This window comes from Trinickia sp., assembly GCF_051954495.1.
Taxonomy (GTDB): domain Bacteria; phylum Pseudomonadota; class Gammaproteobacteria; order Burkholderiales; family Burkholderiaceae; genus Trinickia.
Window position 1 is genome coordinate 48,776 of sequence record NZ_JBQCHR010000105.1, and the last position, 13,130, is coordinate 61,905.

11 protein-coding genes are annotated in these 13,130 nt (G+C 65.6%); 9 read left to right on the plus strand and 2 right to left on the minus strand.

The window, feature by feature from the left end; all coding sequences use genetic code 11:
* Window positions 1-53 precede the first annotated feature (53 nt).
* Complete coding sequence (gene hpnA / locus ACTHNR_RS14230; RefSeq protein WP_440548305.1) at window positions 54-1,064, plus strand: hopanoid-associated sugar epimerase; 1,011 nt, start codon at window positions 54-56, stop codon at window positions 1,062-1,064.
* Window positions 1,065-1,163: 99 nt separating this feature from the next.
* On the plus strand, window positions 1,164-1,679 hold the full coding sequence (locus ACTHNR_RS14235; protein WP_440548306.1) for a hypothetical protein: 516 nt from the start codon (window positions 1,164-1,166) through the stop codon (window positions 1,677-1,679).
* 13 nt (window positions 1,680-1,692) lie between these two features.
* Here ACTHNR_RS14235 and ACTHNR_RS14240 read toward each other — a convergent pair whose 3' ends face one another.
* Window positions 1,693-2,874 (minus strand): glycosyltransferase, encoded by a 1,182-nt coding sequence (locus tag ACTHNR_RS14240; protein ID WP_440548307.1) that lies wholly within the window; start codon window positions 2,872-2,874, stop codon window positions 1,693-1,695.
* Window positions 2,875-3,224: 350 nt separating this feature from the next.
* Here ACTHNR_RS14240 and ispH point away from each other — a divergent pair, with 350 nt between their 5' ends.
* From ispH to ACTHNR_RS14260, 4 genes are all read left to right on the plus strand, one after another.
* The gene (gene ispH, locus ACTHNR_RS14245; protein ID WP_440548308.1) at window positions 3,225-4,169 is read left to right on the plus strand and encodes a 4-hydroxy-3-methylbut-2-enyl diphosphate reductase; all 945 of its coding nucleotides are present in this window, start codon (window positions 3,225-3,227) and stop codon (window positions 4,167-4,169) included.
* 10 nt (window positions 4,170-4,179) lie between these two features.
* A complete protein-coding gene (gene hpnH, locus ACTHNR_RS14250) occupies window positions 4,180-5,331 on the plus strand; it encodes an adenosyl-hopene transferase HpnH (protein ID WP_440548309.1) in 1,152 nt (383 codons plus the stop codon).
* 90 nt (window positions 5,332-5,421) lie between these two features.
* Window positions 5,422-6,852, plus strand: coding sequence for a cache domain-containing protein (locus ACTHNR_RS14255; RefSeq protein ID WP_440548335.1), 1,431 nt, complete (start codon window positions 5,422-5,424; stop codon window positions 6,850-6,852).
* Window positions 6,849-7,493, plus strand: a complete 645-nt coding sequence (locus tag ACTHNR_RS14260; protein ID WP_440548310.1) for a response regulator — start codon at window positions 6,849-6,851, stop codon at window positions 7,491-7,493. The genes ACTHNR_RS14255 and ACTHNR_RS14260 overlap by 4 nt, the downstream gene beginning before the upstream one ends.
* Before the next feature lie 26 nt (window positions 7,494-7,519).
* Here the strand turns inward: ACTHNR_RS14260 and ACTHNR_RS14265 are convergent, their stop codons facing one another.
* Window positions 7,520-8,116, minus strand: a complete 597-nt coding sequence (locus ACTHNR_RS14265; RefSeq protein WP_440548311.1) for an MlaC/ttg2D family ABC transporter substrate-binding protein — start codon at window positions 8,114-8,116, stop codon at window positions 7,520-7,522.
* Between the two features lie 265 nt (window positions 8,117-8,381).
* Here ACTHNR_RS14265 and ACTHNR_RS14270 point away from each other — a divergent pair, with 265 nt between their 5' ends.
* From ACTHNR_RS14270 to ACTHNR_RS14280, 3 genes are read left to right on the plus strand one after another with little or no spacing between them, the layout of a single operon-like run.
* Window positions 8,382-11,018 (plus strand): MMPL family transporter, encoded by a 2,637-nt coding sequence (locus ACTHNR_RS14270; RefSeq protein ID WP_440548312.1) that lies wholly within the window; start codon window positions 8,382-8,384, stop codon window positions 11,016-11,018.
* A complete protein-coding gene (locus ACTHNR_RS14275; RefSeq protein ID WP_440548313.1) occupies window positions 11,011-12,033 on the plus strand; it encodes an MlaA family lipoprotein in 1,023 nt (340 codons plus the stop codon). The genes ACTHNR_RS14270 and ACTHNR_RS14275 overlap by 8 nt, the downstream gene beginning before the upstream one ends.
* A gap of 50 nt (window positions 12,034-12,083) precedes the next feature.
* Window positions 12,084-12,851: a TSUP family transporter gene (locus ACTHNR_RS14280; protein WP_440548314.1), complete on the plus strand. Its 768-nt coding sequence runs from the start codon at window positions 12,084-12,086 to the stop codon at window positions 12,849-12,851.
* The last annotated feature ends 279 nt before the right edge of the window (window positions 12,852-13,130 follow it).

Consider the following 13,130-nt stretch of genomic DNA (forward strand, 5'->3'; position numbering starts at 1 on the left):
CCGCAACAACCCGCGCCATACTGCGCCATACTGCGCAATACGCACCACATACCATGACCGAATCTTCCCGCGACCTCGTGCTCGTCACGGGCGCATCGGGCTTCGTCGGCTCCGCCGTCGCCCGCGCCGCGCTTGCGCGCGGTATGCGCGTGCGCGTGCTCGTGCGTGCAACGAGCCCCCGCACGAACGTCGAAGCGCTCGACGCCGAGATCGTCGTCGGCGATATGCGCGACGTATCGTCGATGCGCGCCGCGCTGCGCGGCGTGCGCTATCTCTTCCACGTGGCCGCCGATTACCGGCTCTGGGCGCCGGACCCTTTGGCAATCGAACGCGCCAACCTCGAAGGCGCCGAAGCCACCATGCGCGCGGCGCTCGCGGAAGGCGTCGAACGCATCGTCTACACGAGCAGCGTCGCGACGTTGAAAGTCACGAGCGAAGGCCGCGTGGCCGACGAATCGGCCCCGCTCGCCGCGCAACAGGCCATCGGCGTCTATAAGCGCAGCAAGGTGCTGGCCGAGCGTGCCGTCGAGCGGATGATCGAGCGCGACGCATTGCCGGCCGTCATCGTCAATCCGTCCACGCCGATCGGGCCGCGCGACGTGCGCCCCACGCCGACGGGCCGCATCATCGTCGAAGCCGCGCTCGGCAAGATCCCCGCGTTCGTCGATACCGGCTTGAATCTCGTGCATGTCGACGACGTGGCGCAAGGGCACTTGCTCGCGCTCGATCACGGGCGCATCGGCGAGCGCTACATCCTCGGCGGCGAAAACTTGCCGCTGCAGCGCATGCTTGCCGACATCGCGGGCGAAACGGGCCGCAAGCCGCCTACCATCAGCCTACCGCGTTGGCCGCTCTATCCGCTCGCGCTCGGGGCCGAATGCGTGGCCAAGTTCACGAAGCGCGAACCGTTCGTCACGGTCGACGGCTTGAAGATGTCGAAGAACAAGATGTATTTCTCCTCGGCGAAAGCCGAGCGCGAAATCGGCTACCGGGCGAGGCCCTACATCGACGGGCTGCGCGATGCGCTTCAGTGGTTCCGCGAAGCGGGTTATCTGCAGCGCTGAGCGCTGGATGTGCATTTTGTTACAACTCGAAGGCACGGGGCGCGAATGCACTCGGCACGCAGCCGGTAGAATCGCGTCTCTTTGCCTGAGAAAGCCCGCATGAACCTGGAAGAACAGATCGGTGCGATCGACGCGCAGGTCGATCGGCTCAGCGAACTCGTCCGGCTCGCACAGGCCGCCGCCGAGCGCGACCAGACGCAGCGCGCCGAAATCGAGCGCGCACAGACCGAACCCATCGCTTCGCCCGAGACCGAGCAGCCTGCGCCAACACCCGCGCCTGCCGCCGACGAAACCTCCACGCTGCGTGTCGCACGCCCTTCGCACAACGAACTCACATTGAGCATCGGGTCGCAAACCGTCACGCTGCGTCCCGAGCAGATCGGTCAATTGATCGAGGAACTGGCCAACGCGCGCGCGTCTATGACGCCGGAGCCGCCCACCGCGCTTGCCCCCGGCTGGCGTTTCGCCTCCACGAAAAACCCGATGATGGCGATGCAAAAGCAGCCGAACGGCGATCGTCTGCTGATTGCCCGCCACACCGGCCACGGCTGGGTGCCGTTCACGTTTTCGCCCGATGCGGCCATCCAGCTCTACATGATGCTGACGCAGAAATGATCGGCGCTGTGGCTCAGCGGCCCTGAACGGGCGCCTGCACACGCGCCTTCCACTGGCCGCCCTTGCCGCGCCAATAGCGTACGGCGGACGCCACGGTCGCCCCCACGTAAAACAACGCAACGAGCGGCAACGCCGGCGCCCACCAGGGCGAACGGCCGTAATAGCGCAGCATGGGCGCGTAGGCGCAGCACATGGCGCCCCAGGCAAGCCATGCCGGCCAGCCCAACGGGCCCAGGGCCACGGCCACGACGGGCGGCACCAGATAGATCACCGTCATGCCGGCCAATGTGCCGGCCAGCAGCCAGGGCGAATAGCGCAATTGCGTGAAGGCCGTGCGCGCGATCATGTTCCAGATCTCGCTTGGGCCGTCGTACGGCCGCAACGAACGGCTGCGCGCCGCCACATCCAATCGAATGGCATGGCCGCCCTGGCCGCGATGCTTGATTTGCGCCGCGAGCGTGCAATCGTCGATGAGGGCCGCGCGAATCGAGGCCATCCCGCCCGCTTCTTCGAGCGCCGCGCGCTTGACGAGCATGCAGCCGCCGGCCGCGGCGGCGGTCTTGTTGCGCGGATCGTTGACCCACCGGAACGGGTACAGCTTGGCGAAAAAGAAGACGAACGCCGGAATCAGCGCTTTTTCCCAGATGGAATCGCAGCGCAGCCGCACCATCAGCGAGACCAGGTCCCGACGCTCGATCGTGGCGCGAGCGACGAGTTCGGCCACGGCCTCGGGCGGATGGCCGATGTCGGCGTCGGTCAGGAGCAAATAGTCGGCCGACAGCGCGCGCGATGCGACGGCCGCGACGCCTTGCGATTGCGCCCACACCTTGCCTGACCAGCCCGCCGGCAGCGGCTCGGCCGCGATGACGGTCAGCCGCTCGGGTTTGCCCAGCGCGAGGGCCGTTGCGCGCGCGGCGTCGGCGGTGCCGTCGGTGCTGTGATCGTCGACGACCACCACATGAAACTCGCCCGCATAGTCTTGCTCGATCAGCGAGGCGACCGCGGCGCCGATGACGTCCGCTTCATTGCGCGCCGGCACGACGGCCACCACGGCCGGCCACGCCTCGAACGCCGCTAGCGCCTCGGGCGCGATCGGCGGCGCGCAGCGCGTGCGCCAGAAGCCGCCCCGCGCGAACAACAGGACGGCCCAGATGACGAGCGAGACGACGGACAACCCAAAGAGCGTCGCGATCATGCGCGCTCCCGCAAACGATATGAATAATGAGCCGAAGGCATCCTACGAGCCTATGCAAAGAAATTGAACTGAAAGCGTCCGCGTAATGCAATCGTAATAATGCTCGCGAGATGCGGTAGTTTAGCGGGTCGCCGCCCGCGGCGGCATCGATCTCGACGGCGAATTCGCTGGCATTCTTGCAACGCCCGACTACCGGCCCGGAAGCGTTCGCGTCCCGATAGCGTTAGAATGCGCGTTTGGGTTGGTTTGCCGGCTATCACGCCCGCTTTCTAATAAATAGTTGGAATCTGGGCGATCGCTGCTAAAAGGCCGGCGGTTCGATACCCCGATTCGGTCGGAGTTCGCCACACATGCGAGTCATCCTTGCTCAACCCCGCGGCTTTTGTGCGGGTGTAGTACGCGCGATCGAGATCGTCGACCGCGCGCTGCAGCGGCACGGCGCCCCCGTGTACGTGCGCCACGAAATCGTGCATAACCGGCACGTCGTCGAAAACCTGCGTAATAAGGGCGCGCGTTTCGTCGAAGAACTCGATGAAGTCCCGCACGGCGCCGTGGCCATTTTCAGCGCGCACGGCGTGGCGCAAAGCGTCGAGCACGACGCCCAGGCGCGCGGGCTCGACGTGCTCGACGCCACGTGCCCGCTCGTCACGAAAGTGCACGTGCAGGGCCGTCAATACGTGGCGGCCGGGCGCACGCTGATTCTCATCGGCCACGCGGGGCATCCGGAAGTCGAAGGCACGATCGGTCAAATTCCGGGCAAGGTACTGCTCGTGCAAAGCGAAGCGGAAGTCGAGAAGCTCGATCTGCCGCTGGATACGCCGCTCGCCTACGTGACGCAAACCACGTTGTCGGTGGACGACACGCGCGGCATCATCGAAGCGCTGACGCGGCGCTTCAGCAATATCGTCGGCCCCGACACGCGCGACATTTGCTACGCCACGCAAAACCGCCAGGCCGCGGTGCGGGAGTTGAGCGAGCAGGTGGATGTCCTGCTCGTGGTCGGCGCGACGAACAGCTCGAACTCCAACCGCCTGCGCGAAATCGGCGCCGAATCGGGTGTCGCGAGCTACCTCGTCGCCGATGGCACCGAACTGAAGGCCGAATGGTTCACCGGCGCGCAAACGGTCGGCATCACCGCCGGCGCGTCCGCGCCCGAGGAAATGGTCGAGCACGTGATCGACGCGTTGCGTGCGCTGGGCCCCGTCGAAGTTTCGACGATGGCGGGCCGTGAAGAAAAAGTCGAATTCAAGCTGCCGTCGAAGCTCACCGAGCCCGACGCCGCACGCCAAGTTTAAGGAGGTTGCTTTGTCGATTCCGCTTTTGCAAAAGGTTCGCGTCGGCGCTTATATCACGCGCCAACATTTCAGCGGCAATAAGCGCTATCCGCTCGCGCTGATGCTCGAGCCGCTCTTTCGCTGCAATCTCGCCTGCAACGGCTGCGGCAAGATCGATTACCCGGATCCCATCCTCAATCAACGGCTGTCCGTCGAGGAGTGCCTCGGCGCCGTCGATGAGTGCGGCGCCCCGGTCGTGTCGATCGCCGGGGGCGAGCCGCTGCTGCACAAGGACATGCCCACCATCGTCAAGGGCATCATCGCGCGCAAGAAGTTCGTCTATTTGTGCACGAACGCGCTGCTGATGGAAAAGAAGATGGACGACTACCAGCCGAGCCCGTATTTCGTCTGGTCGGTCCATCTCGACGGCGATCAAGCCATGCACGATCACTCGGTGTCGCAAGAAGGCGTGTACGAGAAGGCCGTCGCCGCCATTCGCGAAGCGAAGCGCCGCGGTTTTCGCGTCAACATCAACTGCACGTTGTTCAACGACGCTCAGCCCGAGCGCGTGGCGGCGTTCTTCGATACGCTCGGCCCGATGGGCGTGGACGGCATTACCGTCTCCCCCGGCTATGCGTACGAGCGCGCGCCCGATCAACAGCACTTCCTCAATCGCGACAAGACCAAGCAGCTCTTCCGCGAGATCTTCAAGCGCGGCAAGCGCGGCAAGAACTGGTCGTTCAGCCAATCGGCCATGTTCCTCGACTTCCTTGCGGGCAACCAGACCTATCACTGCACGCCGTGGGGCAACCCGGCGCGTACGGTGTTCGGCTGGCAACGTCCCTGCTATCTCGTCGGCGAAGGCTATGCGAAGACCTTCAAGAAACTGATGGAAGAAACCGATTGGGACGCCTACGGCACGGGCAACTACGAAAAGTGCGCCGACTGCATGGTGCACAGCGGTTTCGAAGCGACGGCCGTGATGGATACGGTGGCGCATCCGCTGAAGGCGCTCGGCGTCAGCCTGCGCGGCCCGAAGATCGAAGGCGCGTTCGCGAAGGACATTCCGCTCGACAAGCAGCGTCCCGCGGAATACGTGTTCTCGCGCCACGTCGAGATCAAGCTCGAGGAAATCGGCCGCGCGCCGAACGTGAAGAACTCGCGCACGGCCGCGGCGCACTAAAGCGCATTTCGTTCGCTCGCCGAACGATGAGCGGCGCGGTCCGAACGGGCCGCGCCGCTTTGTTTTCGATGGATCACGCTCCTGTCGATGATGAAGATCAAGACGAAGATCTTTCTGCTGGCGATCGTCCCGTTCCTGGTGGCGATAGCGGGCATCGGCATCGGCGTGCGCATGCAGGCCGCCGCCCTCGCCAAGGCGCAGCGCGAGAGCGTCGAAGCGGCCTACATGTCGAGCAAGCAAGCCGAGCTCAAGCACTACGTCGAGCTCGCGACGAGCGCGATCGCACCGCTCTATGAAGCGAGCCGCGATGCGAAAGACGACACGGCCCTCAAGCGCGAAGCGCTCGCCATGCTGCAGCGCATGGACTTCGGGCCCGACGGCTACTTCTTCGTCTACGACATGCGCGGCGATTCGCTGATGCACCCGCGCGAGCCGGATCTCGTCGGGCACAACTGGTGGCTGCTCAGGGATCCCAAAGGGTCGCTGACGATTCAGCAGCTCATCGCCGCCGCGAACCAAGGCGGCGGATACGTTCGCTACCTGTGGCACCGCCCGTCCACCCATCGTCTCGAGCCCAAGCTCGGCTACGTGGTGCCGCTGCCGCGCTGGGGCTGGATGATTGGAACCGGCATTTATTTGGACGGCGTGACCGCGGCGCTTGCGCGCATCGATGCGACGGCGTCGGCCAATATCGCGCGCACGATGACATGGATCGGCGCCATCGCGCTAGCGGGCTTCGGCGTCATCATGGCCTGCGCGCTCTTCCTGAACGTCTCCGAATACCGCAGTGCCGATGCGAAGCTCAAGCGGCTCGCCCGGCAAGTGGTCGAATCGCAAGAGCACGAGCGAGCGCGCCTGTCGCGCGAACTGCACGACGGCATCAGCCAGATGATGGTGTCGGTGAAACTGCTGCTCGAATCGGCGCTCGCGCGTCTGGAGCATGCCGGCCATCCGCACGTGCGCGTGCCCAGCGCGGAAGCGGCGCTCGGCACGGCGCTCGGACGTCTATCGCACGTCCTGCGCGAAGTCCGCCGCATCTCGCATGCGTTGCGCCCCTCGATGCTCGACGATCTCGGCTTAGCCGCCGCGCTCGAACAATTGACGCGAGAGCTGGCCGAGGAAACCGGCATCGACATGCGCGTCGAAACGGACCCGGCATCGCGCGCGGCCGAACTGCCGACCGCCGTCAATACTGCGTTGTTCCGGATCGCTCAGGAAGCGTTGACCAACATCGTGCGGCACGCGCACGCCGCGCATGCGACGCTGACCTTCACGGTGCGCGACGCGTCGGTCCTGCTTGCGATCGCCGACGACGGGCAAGGCTTCGATCTGGCGCGCGTGCAAGCCGATGCACGCGGCGGCATCGGCCTGCGCAACATGCGCGAGAGGCTCGATGCCCTTGGCGGCGCCCTCGTCATTGCCTCGCAGCCGGGCAGTACGATCGTGACGGCGTCGGCGCCGCTCCCCCACTCGGCACGTTCGCGTACCGCCGCTTCTTCGCAAGACGACTCGCCCCCATGAACGCGCCCGCCTCTACCCGCTCCGCCAATATCATTCTCGTCGACGACCATCCGCTCGTACGCGACGGCCTGCGCCTGCGCTTGGAAGGCGTGCCGGGCCTAGTCGTGGTGGGCGAAGCCGGCAACGCGGACGAAGCGCTCGCCCTGGCGGACAGGCTTTCGCCCGACCTCGCCTTGATGGATGTCGGCATGAACGGAATGAGCGGCATCACGCTGGCCGGCATTTTTCACGAACGCTTTCCGGCGGTGCGCGTGCTGATGCTGTCGATGCACGACAACATCGAGTACGTGACGCAAGCCGTGCGGGCCGGTGCTAGCGGCTATGTGCTGAAGGATTCGCCGGCCACCGAGATCGTCCATGCGATCTCGGCGGTACTGGCGAACCGCACGTTTTTCAGCGCCGGTATCGCTGCGCGCATGATCCAAGCCAGTTCGCTGCAAACGCCGGTGGAGCGGCTGACGCCGCGCGAGAGCGAGATTCTCGATGCGTTGGCCGAGGGCCTGTCGAGCAAGCAGATCGCCGAGCGCTACGGGCTTTCCGTGCGCACGGTGGAAACGCACCGGCTGAACATCAAACGCAAGCTCGAAATCGAAGGGCAAGCCGAATTGATCAAGTTCGCCGTCGAACGGCGCCGGCGTTGACCGACGCCGAAGCTTGCATCGCCGGCTTATTGGGCGCGCGCGTTGTGGGCGGTCAAGAATTTGATGAGCCCGTCGATGCCGCCTTGGCTCAATTGGCTCTTGAATTGGTTCTGATACACCTGGATGAGCCAGGCGCCCGACATGTCGATGTCGTAAATCTTCCATTCGTTGCCCGCCTTGCCGAGGCGGTAACCCACCTGCTGACTGTCGCCGGGCGTGGTGACGGTGGACATGACGAGCGCGTCGTTGGCGCTTGCCTCTTCCGGCTTGAACGAGAAGTGGGCATCTTGCGTGCCGAGCTGCGCGAGCGACGCCGCGTAGGTACGCGTCATCAGGACTTTAAATTGCTTCGCCAGCTCTTGCTGCTGTGCAGGCGTGGCCTGCTTCCATGCGTCGCCCACGGCAATACGCGCCGTGCGGTCGAAGTTGGTCGACGGCAAGAAGTGGGATTGGACGATTTGCGAGATCTTGGCCATGTCGCCGCCGCGCGCGGCTGGATCTTGTTTCATCGCGTCGACGGTGCCGACGACAGCCTGCTTGACCACGTCCACGGGCGCCGTTTGCGCCCAAACGGCGGCGCTGACGAACATCGCGGCAAAAAATGCGAACAATTGACGTTTCATGGAATGTCCAACTCGATTGAAAGGAAAGCTGTAACGCCGCTCGCGCATAAGCGCGGGGACGGGTCGATGCCCGGGCGGAGAACGGGCGGTTCGGGCAGTATACCCACCCCCGCCGCCGGCCGCGCCGGCTTGCTTCCCGTTTCGACGCCTACCGGGGGGCAACGGTTCCGCGCCGTACTGAGCGGTAGGCGGAGCCGGCGCGCCGACCCCCGGTATACTTAGGCGTTTTGCCCCTTACGTTTCCGTTGCCGGCCGATTCCGATTCATGCTGACGCCCCTTATCGTTCGTCTCGTTGCCTGGTCCGTGCGCCGCCCGGTTTGGATCGTCGCGCTCGCGCTCGTGCTGGCCGCGGCGAGCGGCGTCTATACGGCGCGGCACTTCAAAATCAACACCGACGTCAGCAAGCTCATCGAGACGGACGCACAGTGGTCGGCGCTCAGCACCGCCATGGATCGCGCGTTCCCCGATCGGGACCAGACGATTCTCGCGGTCGTCGACGCAAACGCCCCCGAAATGGCCGACGCCGCAGCCGATGCGCTCGCCGCGGGCCTGTCGAGCCCCGCGTATCGCGCGCAAATCGGCGCCGTCTCGCAGCCTGGCGGGGGCCCGTTGTTCGAACACGGCGGCATGCTGTTCCTGTCGAGCGACAGCGTTGCGAGCACGACCGCACAGCTCACGCAGGCGCGTCCGCTCGTGAACACGTTGGCCCACGATCCGAGCGTCACGGGCCTGGCGACAACGCTATCGACGATGCTCGGCCTGCCGCTGCAATCGGGACAGGTCAAGCTGCCGGGCATGGCGACGCTCTTCACGCGCGCCGCCGATACGACCGACGCGGTCCTGGCCGGCAAGAACGCGGCATTTTCCTGGCGCGCGCTCGTCGATCCCGATTCGGCCCGGCAGCCGGCGCACGCCTTCGTCACGGTCACGCCCGTGGTCAACTACAGCGCGTTGCAGGCGGGCGCGCAGGCTTCTGACACCATTCGCAAGGTGGCGCGCGAGCTCGATCTGCAAAAACGCTACGGCGCAAGCGTGCACCTGACGGGCGAGCAGCCGCTGGCCGATGAAGAATTCGCCTCTGTCGCCGACGGCGCGGCCGTGAACGGCATCGCCACGCTCATCGTGGTCCTGGCCATCCTCTGGCTCGCGCTGCGTTCGAAACGGATGATCCTCGCGGTGCTGGTCACGCTGGCGGTGGGCTTGCCGATCACGGCCGCGCTCGGCCTGATGATGGTCGGCTCGCTGAACATGATCTCGGTCGCGTTCATGGTGTTGTTCGTCGGCCTGGGCGCCGATTTCGCGATTCAATACGGCGTGAAATACCGCGAGGAGCGCCACCGCGACGAACGGCTCGATCACGCGCTCGTCGGCGCGGCCCATTCGATGGGCCTGCCGCTGACGCTCGCCGCCGCCGCCGTGGCCGTGAGCTTCTTCTCGTTCTTGCCCACGGCCTACAAGGGCGTATCGGAGCTCGGGCTGATCGCGGGCGTCGGCATGATCGTCGCCTACTTCAGCACCATGACGCTGCTGCCCGCGCTGATCAAGCTGATGGCGCCGCCCGGCGAGCCCTCGCGGCCCGGCTTCGCGCGCTTGGCGCCGGTCGACGACTTTCTACAGGACCACCGCAAGCCCATCCTGCTAGGGGCGCTCGCCGTCGTGATCGGCGCAACGCCGCTGCTGCTGCATCTGCGCTTCGATTTCAACCCGCTGCATTTGAAAGACCCGACGACGGAATCGATGGCGACGCTGCGCTCGCTGAAGAACTCCCCCGAAGCGTCGGTCAACGATGTCGCCGTGCTGGCGCCCACGCTTGCCGCGGCGAACGCGACCGCCCAGCGCTTGAGCGCGCTGCCGGAGGTCGGGCGCGTGACCACGCTCACGACCTTCATCCCGCCCGACCAGCCGCAAAAGCTTTCGCTGATCGCCCAGGCGGCGCAAACGCTGCTGCCGGCGCTGACGCAGCCGCCGGCGCCCCCGTCGTCCGATGCGCAGCGCGTCGCCGCGTTGAAACGCGCGGCGAATCAGCTCTCGTATGCCGCCGATGACTACCCGGGCCCCGGCGCGAAGGAAGCGAAACGGCTTTCGGCATCGCTGGCCAAACTCGCGGCCGCCGACGCCGCCGCGCGCGATCGCGCCGAGGCCGCTTTCGCCACGCCGCTGCGGCTCTCGCTGCATCAGCTGACCAACTTGCTGCAACCGTCCCCGATCACGCGCGAATCGCTGCCGCCGGCGCTCGTCCACGAATGGGTCGCGCCCGACGGCCGCGCGCTCGTGCAAATTTCCCCGCGCGTCCCGGCAGGTGTCGATTCCGACGACGATGCGATGCTGCGCCGCTTCGCTCATGCCGTGAAGAAGGCCGAGCCCGGCGCGATCGGCGGTCCGATTTCGATCCTGCATTCGGCCGATACGATCATCAAGGCGTTCCTGCAGGCCGCCGGATGGGCGGTGCTGTCGATCACGCTGTTGCTATGGATCGCGCTCGGCCGGTTCGGCGACGTGCTGCGCACGATGATCCCGCTGCTCGTATCGGCGCTCGTCACGCTCGAGCTTTGCGTCGTCTTCGACATGCCGCTGAACTTTGCGAACATCATTGCGTTGCCGCTGATGCTCGGGGTGGGCGTCGCATTCAAGGTGTATTTCGTCATGGCGTGGCGGGCGGGCCAAACGAGCCTGCTGGCGTCGAGCCTCACGCATGCGGTATTGTTCAGCGCGGCCACCACGGCCACGGCATTCGGCAGTCTTTGGCTTTCGCACCACCCTGGCACGGCCAGCATGGGTCGCCTGCTCGCGCTGGCGCTCACCTGCACCCTCATAGGCGCGGTCGTGTTCCAGCCCGTGCTGATGGGCAAACCTCGCGCCGCGCGCGCCCAAAAGAAGGAATTAGAAGGAATCGATGGATAACCTGCTAACCTTGGCCGCGCCGTTGACCGTCGCGGCGCTTTTGGCCGGCTGCGCGAGCCCCGATCAACGCACGGCCGGCGATCCGCTCGAACCGATGAACCGCGCGATCTTCAAGGTCAACGATACGATCGACCGTACGATCGCGGTGCCGATCGCGAAGGGCTATCAAAAGGTGACGCCGCACCCGCTGCGCACCGCGATCAGCAACTTCTTCTCCAATTTGGGCGACCTGAACAATTTCGCGAACGCGTTGTTGCAGCTGAAGATCACGGACGCCACGGAAGATCTCATGCGCTTCGCGATGAACACGACGTTCGGCCTCGGCGGCCTCATCGACTTCGCCACGCAAGCGCGCCTGCCCAAGCATCATCAAGACTTCGGCTTGACGCTCGGTCATTGGGGCGTGCCGTCGGGGCCTTACCTCGTGCTGCCGATCTTCGGGCCGAGTTCCTTCCGCGACGGCGTGGGGCTCGCCGTCGATACGCGGTTCAGCCCGTTCATCTACGCGCCCACCGATTCGCGCAGGCCGCTCTACGCCATGCAGTTCGTCAGCGCGCGCTCCGATATGCTCGGCGCCACGAACATCCTCGAACAAGCCGCGCTCGATAAGTACTCGTTCGTGCGCGACGCCTATACGCAGCAGCGCCGCTCCGCGCTCGGCGCCGATGCGTCCAAGCCGCCCGCGCTGCCCAATTACGGCGACGAGGAGGACAGCAGCGCGACGCCGGCCGCGCCCGATGGGGCAAGCGCAGCGAGTGCTGCCGGTGCAGCAAGCGCGACGGCTCCGGCCGAACCTGCTTCGGGCGCCTCTGCTGCAGCCGCGCCGGCGGCGGCTTCGGCCACGCCCGCATCTCCAGCGCCTGCTTCATCCGCATCGGCCCCAGCCGCGGCATCGGCCGCCGCGGCATCGGCCGCCGCGGCATCGGCTCCAGCCGCCGCGTCGGCGGTGCCAGGGGTGCCCCCCGCCAATGCACCCGCCGGCGCGCCGCCCTCCAACGGCATCGGCAACAAATAACGACTCTTAGGCAGATCACACTCATGTTTCACGCGGCTTGCTGTCAGGGCATGTTGAGCTCCACGTTGCATGCGCTCCATCCCTACGCCCTGGCCGGCATCGTCGCCGCACTGATCGTGGGCGGCGCCGTCAAAGGCATCGTCAGCATCGGCGTGCCGCTCGTGGCGATGCCGATCCTAAGCCAGATGATGCCGGTCAAGCAGGCGGTGCTGCTGCTCTCGATGCCCGTGATCCTCGGCAATATTCCGCAAGCCCTCGAAGGCGGCGAAACGTTCGCCACGGCGCGCCGCATCGCCGCGCCGCTCATCGGCACGGTGCTCGGCAACATCGTCGGCGTGTCGATCCTCATCTCGCTCGAACCGCATCATGCACAGGCCGCCGCAGGCGCGTTGCTGGTCTTTGCGTCCGTGTTGCTGCTCGCCTCGCCGCGGTTTACGCTCGCGCCGGCCTGGGTCAAGCCGGTGGGATTCATCCTCGGGTTCGGCGCGGCGCTCATGGAAAGCATCGCGTCGATCCCCGGGCCGTTACTCGCGATCTATCTGATCTCCACGGGCGCGCGCGGCAAGGATTTCACCAAGCAGATGGCGATCATCCTCGTCGTCTCGATCTTGACGTTGCTCGTCGCCTTCAAGAGCGGCGCGCATGCGTCCGGCGGCGATCTCCTGATTTCCGCCGCCGCCAGCATCCCCGTGATCGCGGGCATGCTGATCGCACGGCCGCTGCGCGACAAGCTGCCGCCGCAGGCCTTCCGCCTCATCGTATTGCTGTTCGTGCTCGGCGCAGCCGCGCAGATGATTCGAAAAGCGTTGGGGGCATAACCCAGCGCACGCCGCGTCGTTCCCCCGGTCGTCTCGCGATTGCCGGGTACGCGGTCGTTGGCGCGCACGAGCACGCGCCATCTCGGGCAATACTATACAACTCGTTCTATTGCGCAATAATTGCCGAATCGGCGCGCCCGCATTCAAGGCGCCCGTATTTTTTTCTTCAATTAATTAATCGGGCGCCTCAAAAACTGCAGATAAATCTCACTCCGCCGCTCGATTGGGCGTTTCGAGGAGAATAGCTATCGATTTCGTCATGCAGGTCTATTAAAATTT

Coding starts and splice junctions, on each gene's coding strand:
- hpnA (WP_440548305.1), top strand. CDS start 54: ATGACCGAATCTTCCCGCGACCTCGTGCTCGTCACGGGCGCATCGGGC.
- ACTHNR_RS14235 (WP_440548306.1), top strand. CDS start 1,164: ATGAACCTGGAAGAACAGATCGGTGCGATCGACGCGCAGGTCGATCGG.
- ACTHNR_RS14240 (WP_440548307.1), bottom strand. CDS start 2,874: ATGATCGCGACGCTCTTTGGGTTGTCCGTCGTCTCGCTCGTCATCTGG.
- ispH (WP_440548308.1), top strand. CDS start 3,225: ATGCGAGTCATCCTTGCTCAACCCCGCGGCTTTTGTGCGGGTGTAGTA.
- ACTHNR_RS14255 (WP_440548335.1), top strand. CDS start 5,422: ATGAAGATCAAGACGAAGATCTTTCTGCTGGCGATCGTCCCGTTCCTG.
- ACTHNR_RS14260 (WP_440548310.1), top strand. CDS start 6,849: ATGAACGCGCCCGCCTCTACCCGCTCCGCCAATATCATTCTCGTCGAC.
- ACTHNR_RS14265 (WP_440548311.1), bottom strand. CDS start 8,116: ATGAAACGTCAATTGTTCGCATTTTTTGCCGCGATGTTCGTCAGCGCC.
- ACTHNR_RS14270 (WP_440548312.1), top strand. CDS start 8,382: ATGCTGACGCCCCTTATCGTTCGTCTCGTTGCCTGGTCCGTGCGCCGC.
- ACTHNR_RS14275 (WP_440548313.1), top strand. CDS start 11,011: ATGGATAACCTGCTAACCTTGGCCGCGCCGTTGACCGTCGCGGCGCTT.
- ACTHNR_RS14280 (WP_440548314.1), top strand. CDS start 12,084: ATGTTGAGCTCCACGTTGCATGCGCTCCATCCCTACGCCCTGGCCGGC.